Origin of the sequence: Luteimonas rhizosphaerae, assembly GCF_002849595.1 — a bacterium.
GTDB classification, from domain to species: domain Bacteria; phylum Pseudomonadota; class Gammaproteobacteria; order Xanthomonadales; family Xanthomonadaceae; genus Luteimonas; species Luteimonas cellulosilyticus.
Window position 1 is genome coordinate 115695 of record NZ_NRQR01000020.1, and the last position, 14409, is coordinate 130103.

Genomic DNA, 14409 nt, shown 5'->3' on the forward strand with positions numbered 1-14409 from the left:
ATCAGCCCGCTTCGATCAGGAAGCGGGTCCCGCGTACGCCGACCGTGGCCTGCGGCGTTTCCACCTTGACCGACTCCGGCGCCAGCCGACCGATCTTGCCGGACTCGTAGATCGCCGAGCCCTGGCCCATGTAGAGCGAGAACGCGTAGCGGCCCGCCTTCGGCTCGAAGACGTAGTCGCGCACGTGCACATCCGCGCCGCCGCCGACGGTGAGCATCGTGCCGTCGCGGAACACGATCGACGCCGTCGCGCCCGGCGCGGTGACGATGCGGTCGGAGACACGCAGCTGCGTGCCCGCTTCCGCCGTGCGCGTGGCGTTGGCCTGGACGATGCTGACACTGCCCGCCACGCCCTTCACCAGCGCCACGTGCAGGTCGGACGCGGCCAGCGGCCACGCAACGCAGGCCAGCCAGACGGCGACCGGCAGACCCAGAACCTTGGACATCGGACTTCCCCCGTTTGTGTGAATCCCTGACGCCGCATAGCAGCTTCCGCGTCAGGGCCGCATGAGGACACGCGGTCGGGCGCCATCGGCACCACCGGTACGTTAGCGGCCGCGGCGGGGAAAGCTGCAGCCCGCGTTCCGCCGGATCGTGCACAGCGTGGAGCACTTGGGGAAACGCGAAAAAAACGGTGCCGCGGACGCGAATGCGCCCGCCGGCGCTGGCTAGAATACGCGCGGATGTCGGCGCTCAGCCCTCACCGATTTCGCAGGGGGCGAAGATGAAGCTGGTGTTTCCCAATGGCGAGCATGGCCAGGTCCTGCTGAGCGCAGGCGTCAACCGGATCGGCTCGACGCCGGGGAGCGCCGTGGTCCTCACCGGCCCCGGCATCCGCCCGCTCCACTGCGAGATCCATGTCACCGGCGCCGGTGCCAACGTGCAGGTGCCCCAAAGCGGCGGACCGGTGTCGCTCAACGGCAAGCCCGTGTCCGACCTCATGGCGCTGCGCAGCGGCGACCAGATCGACTTCGGCGACATCGTGGCGACGTTCGCCCCGGTCGAGTCCGCACCGAGCGCATCGGCGCCGCGCGTGGCCGACGGCAGCGACGACGACATCGGCGCCACCCGCGTGCGCATGGCAATGCCGCGGTTCGTTCTGCGCGGCGTGTCCGGCGCGGTGTCGGGCAAGGTCTTTCCGGTGGCCGGTCCGGTGGTCATCGGCCGTGCGCCGGAGTGCGACATCACCGTGCCCGCCGACGAGATCTCCCGCCGCCATGCCGTGGTCAAGCCGGTCGGCGACGGCCTGTCGGTCGACGATCTGGACTCGTCCAACGGCACCTACATCAACGGCAAGCGCGTGCAGCAGGGATTCCTGAGCCCGGGCGACGAGCTCCGCGTCGATGCCGCGGGCTTCCTGCTGATCGCACCGGGCCTGGACGTGTCGCAGCAGACGCTCCGCGCCGCGGAGCCCGAGGCGGTCTCGCCGCCGCGGGCCGCGGTCAGACGTTGGGTGCCGATTCTGCTGACCGCCGCCGCAGCGTTGGTCATCGCCGCTCTGGTGCTGGTCCCGGGATGATCGGCGGCGAAGGCATCGCGACGAACGCCGCCGGACGGAAGACGGAAGACGACGAACGCGGCCGTGTTGCGCGCGCCACGGTGCGCGTGGACATCACCCGACGTCCGCGCGACGGTCGAGGCCGCGGGGCAGCGCGGCGCCTCGACCTCGCCAGTCCCGCGCACCGGCCACCGATACGCCCGACGCCGTTCGCGCGCTGCCTGTCCCCGCCCGCCCGGCGATACCGACACGGCTATCCTGTCGGCTCCGTCCAACGCGCCTTTCCCATGACCGATCGCCCGCGCCGCCTTGTCGCCCTGCTGTCGTTGCTGCTGCTCGCCGCCTGCGGTGGACCGCCGCCCTATACCGGCGGTGACGTGGAGGACCTGCAGCGCATCGACGTGACCACGGGCGAAGGCGCTCCCGCGGTCGCCGGCGACACGGTCAGCGTGCACTACACCGGTTGGCTCTACGACCAGAACGCTCCCGGCAAGCGCGGCGCGAAGTTCGACAGTTCGGTCGATCGCGGCCAGCCCTTCGAGTTCGAACTCGGCGCCGGCCGCGTCATCCGCGGCTGGGACGAGGGCGTGGCCGGCATGCGCCCCGGCGGCAGGCGCGAGCTGTACATCCCGGCCTTCCTCGGCTACGGCGCCGATGGTGCCGGCAATGCGATCCCGCCCGGCGCGTCGCTGGTGTTCGAGGTCGAGTTGCTCGACGTCCTCAACTGAGCCGCGGCATCCGCCGCGAGCGGATCGGCGAGTCGCGCGCGTGCGAGGCGCCACCGGCATCGCGCCGGTTTCAGGTCTTGTCGGTCGCGGCCTCGGCGACCGTCGCCACCGCGTCGTCGCTGCGCGCCGCGACGCGCTCGGCGGCGCTGCTCAGGACCACGATGCTGATGCGGCGGTTGATGGGATTCGCTTCGTCGGTCTTGTCGAAGGGCACCGACGACGCCAGCCCCACGATGCGTGACAGCTTGGCGTCCTCGAGCCCGCCCGCCACCAGGGCGCGACGCGCCGCGTTGGCACGCTGCGTGGACAGTTCCCAGTTGCTGAGGCCGCCGGCGCCGGTGAACGGCGTGTTGTCGGTGTGCCCGGAGATCGCCACGCGGTTCTCGACCTGGTTGAGGTAGGTCGCCAGCTCGACGAGGATGCTGGTGGTGTAGGTCTTCAGATTCGGCGAGCCCAGGTCGAACATCGGCCGGTTGTGGGTATCCACGATCTGGATCCGCAACCCCTCCGGCGTGATGTCGATCAGCAGCTGGTCCTTGAACGGAGCGAGCGCCTGACTGCTCGCCACCGCTTTCTCCAGCGCGCGCTGCAGCGCTTCGAGCTGCTCCCGGTCCTGCGCATCCTGCGCGCGCTCGGTGGCGCTGCTGTCGGCGGCCGCGTCGACATCGGGGCCCGCGCCCGGTGGATTCCGCAGATGGTCGAACATCTTGATCGGGGCATCGCCCGCGCCGCCGGGCCCCTGGGCGCCTGGCGCCATCACCGCGGACCGTCCCGCGACCGCGCTCGGGTTCTGGAAGTATTCGGAGATGCCGCCCAGTTGTTCCTGCGGCATCGTCGCCACCAGCCACATCACCATGAAGAACGCCATCATCGCAGTGACGAAGTCGGCGTACGCCACCTTCCACGCGCCGCCGTGGTGGGCGCTACCGCCGCGCTTCTTCTTGCGGACGATGATGATCGGTTGCAGGGCCTCGCTCATGGCGCGCCCGTCAGCCCTTGGCGGTCTTGAGGTCGGCTTCCAGGTCCTGGAAGCTCGGGCGCACGTCGGAGAACAGCAGCTTGCGCGCGAACTCGATCGCCACCGACGGCGGATAGCCGCGCAGCGAGGCCACCAGCGCCATCTTCACCACCTCGAAGGCCTTGCCCTCCTCGTGCGCGCGGTTCTCCATCGCCGTCGCCATCGGCCCGACGAAGCCGTACGCCAGGAAGATGCCGAGGAAGGTGCCGACCAGCGCCGACGCGACCTTCGCGCCGATCTCCGCCGCGGGCGCACTGCCGACGATGGACATCGTGAGGATGATGCCGAGCACGGCAGCGACGATGCCGAAGCCCGGCAGCGCATCGGCCACCTTCTGCACCGAATGCGCGGGTTCCAGCGCTTCCTGGTGATGCGTTTCGAGCTCGTATTCGAGCAGCGATTCCAGCTCGTGCGGGCTCATGCTGCCGCCCACGATCAACCGCATGCAGTCGGTGATGAAGGTCAGCAGATGATTGTCGGCGGCGATCTTCGGATACTTCTGGAAGATCGTGCTGTTGCCGGGATTCTCGATGTGGTCCTCGATCGCCATCGTGCCGTCGCGCCGCATCTTCATCAGCATCTCCGGCCCCTTGAACAGCGCGACCATGGTCTGCAGCGCGCTCTTCATCACCTTGGGCGGCGTGGCGATCACGTACGCGCCCAGCGCACAGCCGCAGATCACGATGATCTCGTTGGGATGCCACAGCGTCAGCAGCTTGCCGCCCACCATCATGAAGCCGCCGATCATGCTGGCGATGACGACGACGGCACCAATGATCAGGTACATGAGCGGTGGATCCATCCGGCGGAACAGTCCGACCGGTATCGGCGCCACTTCGCCGGGCTTGAGCGCCGGTGCCGGCGCAGGCCTGGAACGCCCGCGCGGGGTGCGATCCGTCGCCCCGGTCGTGGGTGCACGACGGCGCGGCGGCTAGCGCCCGCCTCGCTCCAGCACGCGCGGCAGCACCAGCAGAAGCGCGCCCGCGCAGACCGCGATCGGCAGCGCGGACGCCCGGAGCACATGCAGCAGGATCGACGAGGTGTCGTATGTGCTCCAGGCCGCCACACGCACCGAGAAATCGACATAGGCCAGCAGCAGCCAGTACCCGAGCATCCACAGGACGATCGCGTAGGCCTGCGCCGCCGGACCCAGGCGGCGCGGGAGCAACGCCAGCAGGGCGCGCGTCGACACCAGCGCGACCAGGCAGAGCAGCGACAGATAGACCAGTGGCGTGGCGCCCCACTCCGCCGCGGACCGCGCAACCGGCGAGGCCCAGACGGCCTGGGCCACGGTGGCGACCCCCGCGACCGTCGCGGCAGGCAGCCGCCCGCGCCAGGGGCGTGGCACGGCAGGACGGCGCGTCCGGTCGGACATGTCGCGATTCCTCATTGGCGCGGGGACGCACGGCCCGTGCCGTGACGTTGCCCGACGCAGCGCCGGGCATGCCGATGCCGCACCGACTCCTGCTGGATCGCACCGGACAGGTGAATCACGTCCCGACCCCGACTCAGTAGGGTGGCGCCCGGCGCGCCTTCTGCACGCGCGCGGCCTCGGTCCACCAGGTCAGATCGTCGGCGAAGCGGGCGAAACTCTTCTCGAGCGATCTGCCGGCCTCGTCGATGGGCTGGCCCTGCGCATCGAGCGTCTTGCCGATCGGCCCGACGTTGACCGAGCTGGAGATCACCACCATGCCCATTTCCGACAGCGTGCCGTGCCAGGCGACGCTGGCGCGCGCACCGGCCAGGCGCCCGGCCGAATAGCTGACCACGCCGGCAGGACGCCAGAACCACTCCTCCAGGAAATGATCGGTGAGGTTCTTCAGACCCGGCTGCACGCCCCAGTTGTATTCGCCGGTGACGAACACGAAGCCATCGGCATCGCGGATCTTGCCTGCAAGCACCTCCATCGCGGCGGGCGCCTGTCCTTGCGGATATTCCTTGTACATGCGGTCCAGCATCGGCAGATCGACCGCCTTGGCATCGACCAGTTCGGCGTCGATGCCGCGCGCCTGCAGCGTGCGCACGCAGTAGTCGGCCAGGCGGATGCCCATGCGGTCGGACCGGTAGGAGCCGTAGAAAACCAGGATGCGTTCGGACATGGGGGAGCCTCGAAAATGGCAAAAGGACTGCCGGCCGTTGGATCATCGCATCGTGGGCCGGGGGCTGCGTCGCGCCGCGCGGCCACACGGCCGACCGCCTGCAGGCGCGGCCCTGTGCTCGCACGCATCGCCAGTCCGAAGTGCCCGGGATCCCGCGCGTCGCGGGCCAGCTGTCCGCTGTGTGCGACGCAGATCAGCTCCCGCCGGCACCGGACAGCGCCGCCCCCTCGGGCCGCTTTTTCAGCGTTCGGCTCACCGTGCGTTCTTCAGATACTTGTAGAGCGACGCGCGCGAGATGCCGAGCCGGGCCGCGACTGCCGGCGCCGCATTCCGGACATCCAGAATCCTCGCCTCGTCGATCCGCTGGACGAGGATCGTCCTGCCGGCGGCATCCAGGGAGGTCACGGGAACTCCGACCTCGGCCTCGTAGGTCTGGACGATCTGCTCCAGCGTCTGCCGCCACGTGTCATGGAAGAAGGTGCGCGGCTCCGCGAATCCTGGCAGAAACGCCAGCGAGGCCAGGCTCGCCTGCACGTTCTCCAGCAGCGACACGTCGAAGTTGATGCACATCATCCCGCGGGGGCTGCCCTGGCGGTCGCGCAGAACCGCGGTGACGGAGCGGAGATTGCGGCCGGCGCGGCTGGTCATGCGGTAGGGCCCGATCACCGCCTGCTCCAGTGTCGTCTCGGGAAACCGGTCGTCGGCGGAACTGTCACCCGCTCGCCTTCCGGACAGCGGATTGGCGATGTGCGCGATCTTCAACGTGGACAGGTCGTGGATGACCACTTCCACGTGCGGGCGGAACAGCGCCGCGATCGCATCCGCGACGGATTCGTACGCCGCCAGATCGAGTTCGCCACCGTGACGCTTCGGCATTCGCTGTCATTCCTGATGTGTGCGGACAGCGTAAGGATTCACCGGCGAATTTACAATCTGTCTCTAGTAGACACATCGTCCAAGCGTGGCTAGCATGTCGCCTCGACTCCGGCATAGCGCGACAGGGCCCTGCTTCATGACGTCAAAAAAAAGGACGCGCAGCACGACGCCGTGGCACGCCCTCGTCTGGCTGCTGCTGATGCTCGGCCCAGCGCATGCCATGGTGAAACCGCCGCAGCCGATGCCGTACGTCAATGCGGTCGCGACGCCGCAGGATCGGCCCTTCGCTGGCGAGATCCTGCTCGAGGTGGATGCGACGGATGTCCCGCATCGCCTCTTCCGCGTGCGCCAGGTGATTCCGGTCCAGAGCACCGGGGCAGTCACCTTGCTGTATCCGGAGTGGGAGCCGGCCAGCCACGCCAGGACGGTGTCGGCCGCCAACCTGGCGGGACTCGTGATCCGGGCCGGCGCCACCCGGCTGGCGTGGCGTCGTGACGCGCTCGACCCGCATGCCTTCCATATCGACGTGCCGGACGGCGCGACCGCCCTCGAGATCGAATTCCAGTACGTCACGCGTCCCGCCGATACGGCCATGCGCCCGGACATGGTCGTGCTTCAGTGGCACAAGGCGCTGCTCTACCCGGCCGGCTGGTTCGCCCGCAACATTCCCGTGCGTGCGAGGGCGCGTTTCCCGGAGGGACTGATGCTGACCACGGCATTGGCGCTGGATGCTGTGCAGGGAAACGTCGCGAGTTTCAGCCCGACATCCCTGGAAACGCTGTCCGACACGCCCGTCTTCGCATCGCGTTATCGACGACGCATTCCGATCGGCGTGCACGGTCAGTCCCCCGTCTGGCTCGACCTGATTCCCGACGCGCCCGACGGGCTCACCGTCGAGCCGGAACACATTGCCGCGCTGCGCCGGATGGTCGCCGAGACATCCGCCCTGTTCGGCCCCGCGCCGGATCGCGCGTTCCACGCAATCGTCGTCTTGAGCGACGCCTTTCCGGTGGGAGGGGTGGAGCACGCAGGCTCGGCCGAGATCTGGTCCGGGCAGCTGAACAATCTGGACCTGATCGCGCACGAGTACGTGCATGCCTGGAATGGCCGCGCGCGGCAGCCCGAGGATCTCTGGGCCCCGACGCTCAATGTGCCGGTCCGGAACAGCCTGCTGTGGGTCTACGAGGGCCAGACCGAGTTCTGGGGCCGCGTCCTCGCCGCCCGCAGCGGGATGCGAACACGGGCCGAAACGCTCGACAAGCTCGCGCTCGATGCCGCAGACGTCGCGGCCAGATCCGGGCGCGCATGGAAGCCGCTCCGCGACACCGTCCACGACCCCCTCTACATGTCGGGGCGGTCCACGGTCTGGCCCGACTGGCAACGCCGGAAGGACTACTACACCGAAGGCGTCCTGCTCTGGCTGGATGTCGACATGACGCTGCGCGAGCGCTCGGCAGGCCGGGTCGGACTGGACGACTTTGCGCGCGATTTCTTCGATGTCGGTGCGCATGGGACGGTCGAGACGTACAGTTTCGAAGACCTCTGCGCGGCACTCACCCGACTGGTCCCGATGGACTGGGCGGCCTACCTCGACGACAGGCTGGATGCAGACGCGCCCGTCGTGCAGGACGGCCTGGCGCGCGCGGGCTGGTCTCTTGCGTTCAGTCCGAACCCCAGCGAGACCTTCCGGCAGCACGAGGCCGAACTGGGCGCGAGCGATCTCACGCACTCGGTCGGAATGACGGTCACGCAGGCAGGACGCGTGCGATCCGTTGCCTGGGAAGGCCCCGCGTTCCATGCCGGCCTCGTGCCAGGCGCGACGCTGCTGACGGTCGATGGCGACGCGTTCTCGCTGGACCGGCTCCACGCGGCAATCGAGGCTGCGGACGCGACCACGCTGTCGCTGGACTACGAAGTGGACGGCGTGAGGTCCACGGGCGTCGTGGACTATCGCGGCGGCCTTCGCTATCCCCATCTCGAACGCTTGCATCATGTGCCCGACCGGCTCTCCCTGCTTCTCGACAGCACCGTGCGGACGCGCCCCGGACCGACGCGGCAGCCCCTGGATTGACGGCATGACGCGCCCCGCCACCCTTGTCTGATCCAGGGTGGCGCACGTCGGGAAAACCCGGATCTTCCGATTGCCTGGAGACGACAGGCGTTGGTGGTGCGCATCGATCAGGCCACGCAACGCGGGACCTGGCGCGCTCAGCGCTTGCGGAACACCACCACGTGCTGCCACGGCAAGCTGTCGGCGGTACGCTCCCACTCCAGTGGATGCAGCGCGGCTTCCTTGCGGATCTGCGCCTCGCTCATCTTGTGCAGCGGCTTGATCGGCACGTCGTCGTCCTCGGCGCGGTACTCGACGAAGACCAGGCGCCCGCCGGGTCGCAACGCACGCACCAGCGCGCCGAGCACTTCGTGCGGGTATTCCAGTTCGTGGTAGACGTCGACCATCAGCGCGAGGTCCACCGAATCGGGCGCGAGTCCCGGGTCGGTCGCGCTCGCCTGCACCGGCATCAGGTTGTCGAGTCCCGGCTGCGCTGCCGCCTGCGTGAGCATCGCCACCATCTGCGGTTGCACGTCGACCGCGTAGACCATGCCGCCGGGCGCAACCAGCGGTGCAATGCGGCGTGCGTGGTAGCCCGTTCCCGCCCCCACATCGGCGACGTCCAAGCCCGGCGTCAAGGCCAGTTCCTGCAGCAGGACGCTGCCGCGTTCCTCGCGCTCGCGTTCTTCCCGCTCCAGCCACGCCGCGCCCTGCCAGCCCATCACCGTCGAGATCTCGCGCCCCTGATAGGTCTTGCCGATGCCGTCCGCGCTCCGCCGCACGGACGCGTAGATCGCGGCGTCCACATCCGTCTGCGCCGTGGCCGGGGCGACCGCCAACGGCGCGGACGGCGGTTGGGAACAGGCCGTGCCGACACCCAGCAGCAGGCCGAAGACCGCGAACGATGGGATCTGGCGCATGGGGGGCTCCGGTCGTCCGCGACAGTGCGGCGTGATGGAGCCTAGCGCCAGGGCGCGTGGTGTCCGGTGAAGCGCCGTGGCAAGGTGAAGGCGTGCGCGAGAACGTGAGCCAGCACGCCCACACGAGGCGCAGGCATCGCTGGACCCCGTGCGTGCGTACCGACCCAGATTCGCCACCTCGAACACCGGATCGCCCCAGTAGCCGTTCCGCACGACGGTCTGGTGAATTGATAGTGGCGGCCCGCCTGTTCGAATCCGCCTACGTTACGACGAGCAGGTACTGGCCGTAAGCGTTGGCGCGAGTCTGGTCCACGGCGTCTGATGCCACGGCAACCGCCAGTCCGGCCTCCAACGCACTAGCTTGCTCGCGATCTATCAGACCCTGCCAAGGCGTCAGATCTCGTATACGCGCTTGCACGCGCGACGCAGTTTAGCCCCCCATCGGACGGACGGTTCGGCTGTCGAGAAAATCAAGGGCCTCGCGCTTCAATGCGATCCATGCCCCTGCGTCGATGAAATTTTCGACCTGCCGTGCGTAGCGATCGCCCGTAGTCGCGCCCGGGCTCGCGTCCCGAACTGGGGTAGTGCCTCTCGAGATCCTCGAAGCTGCGCACCCGCTCGACGCGATTACCGACGCTCTCAGTGATGGTGTATTGCGGCATGTCCTGGCTCCTGAGACTCCGCGTGAAGTCGAAACTGGAATGGGCTACGGTGCCGGCGGCTCCGGGTCGGCAGCCAGCCGCCAGCATCCTTCGTACGCTTCGAAGACATACGAATTGCCCTCGGACATGCCGTAGCGATAACGCACGAGGTACGTGTTGTCTTCAGGCTTCACGTCGAGCAGCAAAGGCGTCGAATCGACTTTTCCCCCAGCGTCCACGTAGTGGAACGCGCCACCCTCGTAGCGAACGTTGAAACCCGTATATGCGCCGTTGCGCACTAGCACCTCGCGCGGAAAGTCGCCCTCGTTGTTCGAGTTCAACTCGACCACACGCACCAGAGGAACGGTGAATGCCACCCGGGTGGCCTCGTTGGCGGCGAACACCGACAAAAACTCGTCGAATGTGGACGCCGGGCAAGCGAGCGGCTGCGCGGCCGTCGAGAGCACCTCCTGCGATGACTTAACCTGCAACCCGTCGGCACCCGCGAGGTTCCACCCGGACCAATCGCCATAGGTGGTCACCCGCAAGATCTTCGCCTGACCGGCGTGGCCGAAGTGCATGATGCAGTGCCCGTCGCTGCTGCAAGCTTCCGTCTCGGGAAGCACGTCGCACACCTCCTCCGTTCCGCCGACATTGGTCCAGCACTCCGGGTCGCGCAGCGGGAGCCATCCAGCATCCAGCAGGCCCATACGAGCGGAGGCGTAACTCGTGGGCAAGGCATGCGGTGGAGCTCCCCGACTACCTCGTTCGGAACCAGCCGACTCGCTTGTGGCGCGTTGCACATCGACCGGCAGCGCCGCTTTGGATTGCTGCGCGCCAGAATCCAGCGCCGGCTGACATGCCGATAACGCAGTGAGAACCAGTAGAAATGTATATCGGAATTGCTGCATCTGAGCCTCGCATACTGGAGACAACACTGTGTGGCGCTGCGCAGGAAATTCGACTCTTGTTCTGGCCAGCGTGCCGGCTAGTGAGCGGTCGTACAAGTCCCGTTTGGGGCCGGCTCTAGGAGTCAATCGGACGTTGCTAGGCAGGATTTAGCCTTTGGGACGTATCACTTCTCCTGTCCACCGCAAGTTCGCGGCAATTTCTGACAGTGCACCGCCTCGGAGCCTGCAGGACTGTGTCGACTTCGGGCCGGGAGGTGGTCTCACCCGCTGCTGTGCGCCGGCGAACAGTCTCGCGGCTGCAGCAGGTGGAGCTCGCGGCGCGGGCTAGTCGGCGTGCTCCGGCCGGCGCATCGTTTGAAGCGGACGAGGATGGCCTTGGTGCCGCGGGGATCTTCGAAGTCGACAAGGCGTCGAAGAACGCTGCCTGCTGCCCTGCCAGAGTTACATCCAGCTCACTGTGGTTGACGACCGGATCACCCACGTCCTCGTCTTACCGCGCCCAGAGACGCTATCTTAAACAGCGCGCCAGCTCTGTACTGACGCCCCCGCTATGTCCACGCTCGATATCGATCCTGAGCACGCCCTTACATGACGTAGAGCACGCACCGAGTAGCGCCTCGACGAGATCCGGCAATACCCCTACGGACATGTGCAGGGCCGCGATGATGCTCGCGCGTTGGGTGAAGCCCATGACCCGACGCTCCGCAACCGCGCGACCCGACTGTCGGACGTCCAAGCAGGTTGAGTGTCCTCGATACCGTAATTCCGGAGCTGCCGCTACGCAGGCTACCCCGGGCCGAACAGGGCCGGTCCCGCTTCGCGCATGAAGATGCCCAGCGTCACAGGCCCCACGCCCTTGAACGCGAGCAGGCGCCGCTCGAACGCCTCGCGGTTTTGGGATACCTCGGCAATGCACGTGATGCGCCCGTCATGATCTTCAATCAACGTGCGGCACAGCAGCGACAGCCGGATCGCAGTCGACTCGTCATAGCGCCCATAGCCGCCCTCACCGAGCATCCGCACCAACTGGGCGTGGCTACAGGCACCGAGCTTGCGGACCGTGTTGCGGCCGTGTACGTCCACGATGACGCGCCAGGTCTCAGCCGCGATGGTCTGCGAGATGCGATTACCGAACAGGAAGCTGGCGAGGAACCACCTGAACAAGGAGGATTCGTCGCCCGGCTGGACCTCGAACCCGAGGTCACGTGGCAACACCTGGCGACGCATACGTGATCCCTCCTTTGGCGGCTAAACGATAACGTGCACGCGTGCTCAGGCATGGCCCGGCAATCCAGCCCGACCCCGGGGCCGCTGCACATCGTAGCCGCCGGATGCCTGAGCAGCCTCGTTGTTGACGCGCGCCTCATCGCGCCGCCGCGATGCTTCGGCCATGCCCGAAGGTCCTTCCATCGTCATCCTGCGCGAGGCCGCGTCGCGGTTCGCCGGGCGCAAGGTGCTGCGTGTGTCGGGCAACTCCAAGCAGGACATCGACCGGCTGCGCAACAGGACGCTGCTGGCGGTGCGCAGCTGGGGCAAACACGTGCTGCTGGAGCTCAAGGGCTTCAGCGTGCGCATCCATCTGCTGCTGTTCGGCAGCTATCGCATCAACGAGGGCAAGGACAAGCCGCCGCGGCTGTCGCTCGGCTTCAGCAAGGGCGAGGTACTGAACTTCTACGCCTGCTCGGTGACGTTCCTCGAGGGCGACCTCGACGATCATTACGACTGGGCCGCCGACGTCATGGGCGATGCCTGGGACGCGACCGCCGCGCGCCGCAAGCTGCGCGCCCGGCCCGAGACGCTGGTGGCCGATGCCCTGCTCGACCAGGATCTGTTCGCCGGCGTCGGCAACATCATCAAGAACGAAGTCCTGCACCGTATCCGCGTGCATCCCGAAAGCCGCGCCGGCGCCCTGCCGCCGCGCAAACTGGCCGAACTCGTCGACTAGGCGCGCGACTACAGCTTCGATTTCTACCGCTGGAAGCAGGCCTTCGTGCTGCGCAAGCACTTCCAGGTGCACACCAGGGCCACCTGCCCCCGCGACGGCGCGCCGCTCAGTTATCGCAAGCAGCTGGGCGCGGCGAAACGGCGGGCGTTCTGGTGCGAGGTCTGCCAGCGACGGTATGGCGAATGACGCGAGCGGCGGCACCGGCAGCGCGCGTCACGCGGCACGGCGGGCACAGCGCCCGGTTCGAGCGAGGCCGTGTGATCCGTCAGTCCCGTCCGAGACGACGCGCGGTCTCCGCCGCGGCTTGCAGCACACCGACGTATTCCGCCCGGGCCTTGGGGGCCTGGCCCGCCACATGTTCCAGCCCTTCGACATACGCCGCCGCCAGCGCGGACGCGTTGTACTGATCGGCCAGCTCCGCCATCGACTTGGCCACGGCATCGTGCAGATGGAAGTGCACGTTGACGCCCTTCTGCGCTTCATTGGCGAGATCGACGACGCGCAGCAGATGCGGCGTCACGAGACTGACGACGGTGGCTCTCATGGGTTCGCCCCTGGATTCGGAAGTATGGAAGGCTAACCAGACCGGCGCAGCCAAACCGGGGTCGGCGTGCACTTTCCGACATGTGCCGTGTTCCTGTGTGCAAGTCCGTTCGCGACCACGCCTCGATCGCCCGGCAGCCGGACGCCTCTTCGATCGTGCGCGGGCACGCCCACGCAACCCCGGAATGGAGCTGCCCGGCATTTCCAAGCGTAATCGGCACCGGGACCCCGCGTCTGGCCCACGCTGCCGCGAAACCCAGGCCCGGCCGCGCACCGAACCCGGACCCTTATCGTGGAGAACTTCTAGTGCGCCCCGCGTTCGCGACTCAGGTGCCGCCCACCGGCACCAGGCGATGCGAAGGATCCGCACAGACCACCACGCCACCCTCACCCGACGCGGCGCCCGCCACTTCGACCTGCATCCCGACGGCCAAGGCCGCCACATCCACCGGCGCCGCCTGGCACAGGTTCCAGCGGGCCGGGAGCTGCACCTGCAGGCGGCCGTGGTCGACGGTGTTAACCAGCACGATGGCGTTGCCGTCGTAGGTCCAGGGCTGGGTGTCGACGGATGCGATGACGCCCGTCGTGCGGACCTCGCCCGCAACGTTGCCGACTGCGTCGCCCGGCGTCGTACACGCTGCGACGAGCAGCGCCGTCGCGATCGCCAGCCCGCGGGCCATGCGGGTCGAATACCGGCGTAACAAACGTGTTGTTCGAATGCGCATGCGTGTCCTTCGGGGTCAGGTACGGGGCTTCCCGAGCCGCGCCTTCAGATCGGCGAACGGGCTCGACGTGGCCGCGGCAGGCGCGTCCTCGGCACGACGAGCGCTGACGCCGGTGTGGTCGAGCTGGCGGGAGTGCTCGTTGTCGTGGCAGTACACGCACAACAACTCCCAGTTGCTGCCGTCGGCCGGGTTGTCGTCGTGGTTGTGGTTGCGGTGGTGCACCGTCAGTTCGCGCAGGTTGGCGCGCGTGAATTCACGCGCGCAGCGGCCGCAGATCCATGGGTACATCGTCAGCGCACGTTCGCGATAGCCGGTGTTGCGCTGCTCGGCGCTGCGCCGGGCGTCGGCGACGATGCGGTCGAGCTTGGTCTGGTCGATGGCGGTCATGGGTGGAGTCTAGTGGCATCCCGCCTCGGCTTGTCCAGCACCCCGAAGCGGCAGGCAAACGATGCTTTG

At 67.8% G+C, this 14409-nt stretch carries 15 protein-coding genes and 1 pseudogene; 4 read left to right on the forward strand and 12 right to left on the reverse strand.

Annotated features, from left to right (window positions below; all coding sequences use genetic code 11):
- Position 1: 1 nt before the first annotated feature.
- Positions 2-445, reverse strand: coding sequence for a FecR family protein (locus tag CJ022_RS10045; protein ID WP_101926512.1), 444 nt, complete (start codon positions 443-445; stop codon positions 2-4).
- Between the two features lie 203 nt (positions 446-648).
- Between CJ022_RS10045 and CJ022_RS10050 the strand changes: the two genes are divergently transcribed.
- Positions 649-1518, forward strand: a complete 870-nt coding sequence (locus CJ022_RS10050; RefSeq protein WP_101926513.1) for an FHA domain-containing protein — start codon at positions 649-651, stop codon at positions 1516-1518.
- A gap of 266 nt (positions 1519-1784) precedes the next feature.
- Entirely contained in the window at positions 1785-2225 is a 441-nt protein-coding gene (locus CJ022_RS10055; protein WP_101926514.1) for an FKBP-type peptidyl-prolyl cis-trans isomerase, read from the forward strand.
- A 70-nt stretch (positions 2226-2295) separates the two neighbouring features.
- On the opposite strand, the gene motB is transcribed toward CJ022_RS10055, so the two are convergent.
- The 5 genes from motB to CJ022_RS10080 form a co-directional block, all read right to left on the reverse strand.
- Positions 2296-3204 carry a flagellar motor protein MotB gene (gene motB / locus CJ022_RS10060; protein ID WP_101926515.1) on the reverse strand — a complete coding sequence of 303 codons (909 nt, stop codon included), beginning with the start codon at positions 3202-3204 and terminating at the stop codon, positions 2296-2298.
- 10 nt (positions 3205-3214) lie between these two features.
- Entirely contained in the window at positions 3215-4030 is an 816-nt protein-coding gene (gene motA / locus CJ022_RS10065) for a flagellar motor stator protein MotA (protein ID WP_101926687.1), read from the reverse strand.
- A 144-nt stretch (positions 4031-4174) separates the two neighbouring features.
- Complete coding sequence (locus CJ022_RS10070; RefSeq protein WP_101926516.1) at positions 4175-4618, reverse strand: hypothetical protein; 444 nt, start codon at positions 4616-4618, stop codon at positions 4175-4177.
- A 133-nt stretch (positions 4619-4751) separates the two neighbouring features.
- Positions 4752-5342 carry an NADPH-dependent FMN reductase gene (locus tag CJ022_RS10075; RefSeq protein ID WP_101926517.1) on the reverse strand — a complete coding sequence of 197 codons (591 nt, stop codon included), beginning with the start codon at positions 5340-5342 and terminating at the stop codon, positions 4752-4754.
- A 252-nt stretch (positions 5343-5594) separates the two neighbouring features.
- Complete coding sequence (locus CJ022_RS10080) at positions 5595-6218, reverse strand: helix-turn-helix transcriptional regulator (protein WP_101926518.1); 624 nt, start codon at positions 6216-6218, stop codon at positions 5595-5597.
- Positions 6219-6354: 136 nt separating this feature from the next.
- Between CJ022_RS10080 and CJ022_RS10085 the strand changes: the two genes are divergently transcribed.
- Positions 6355-8289 carry a M61 family metallopeptidase gene (locus CJ022_RS10085; protein ID WP_158238394.1) on the forward strand — a complete coding sequence of 645 codons (1935 nt, stop codon included), beginning with the start codon at positions 6355-6357 and terminating at the stop codon, positions 8287-8289.
- Positions 8290-8426: 137 nt separating this feature from the next.
- Here CJ022_RS10085 and CJ022_RS10090 read toward each other — a convergent pair whose 3' ends face one another.
- The 3 genes from CJ022_RS10090 to CJ022_RS10100 all read right to left on the reverse strand — a co-directional run bounded on the left by CJ022_RS10090 (position 8427) and on the right by CJ022_RS10100 (position 11967).
- A complete protein-coding gene (locus CJ022_RS10090) occupies positions 8427-9188 on the reverse strand; it encodes a class I SAM-dependent methyltransferase (RefSeq protein WP_101926520.1) in 762 nt (253 codons plus the stop codon).
- 706 nt (positions 9189-9894) lie between these two features.
- A complete protein-coding gene (locus tag CJ022_RS10095) occupies positions 9895-10539 on the reverse strand; it encodes a hypothetical protein (protein WP_101926521.1) in 645 nt (214 codons plus the stop codon).
- 987 nt (positions 10540-11526) lie between these two features.
- A complete protein-coding gene (locus CJ022_RS10100; protein ID WP_101926522.1) occupies positions 11527-11967 on the reverse strand; it encodes a DNA methylase in 441 nt (146 codons plus the stop codon).
- Between the two features lie 163 nt (positions 11968-12130).
- On the opposite strand from CJ022_RS10100, the pseudogene CJ022_RS10105 reads away from it, so the two are divergent.
- A pseudogene (locus tag CJ022_RS10105) lies at positions 12131-12871 on the forward strand (DNA-formamidopyrimidine glycosylase family protein).
- Between the two features lie 79 nt (positions 12872-12950).
- Here CJ022_RS10105 and CJ022_RS10110 read toward each other — a convergent pair.
- From CJ022_RS10110 to CJ022_RS10120, 3 genes are all read right to left on the reverse strand, one after another.
- The gene (locus tag CJ022_RS10110) at positions 12951-13229 is read right to left on the reverse strand and encodes a hypothetical protein (RefSeq protein ID WP_101926523.1); all 279 of its coding nucleotides are present in this window, start codon (positions 13227-13229) and stop codon (positions 12951-12953) included.
- A gap of 325 nt (positions 13230-13554) precedes the next feature.
- Complete coding sequence (locus CJ022_RS10115; RefSeq protein WP_101926524.1) at positions 13555-13908, reverse strand: hypothetical protein; 354 nt, start codon at positions 13906-13908, stop codon at positions 13555-13557.
- Positions 13909-13968: 60 nt separating this feature from the next.
- On the reverse strand, positions 13969-14340 hold the full coding sequence (locus CJ022_RS10120) for a YajD family HNH nuclease (protein ID WP_101926525.1): 372 nt from the start codon (positions 14338-14340) through the stop codon (positions 13969-13971).
- Positions 14341-14409: the final 69 nt, after the last annotated feature.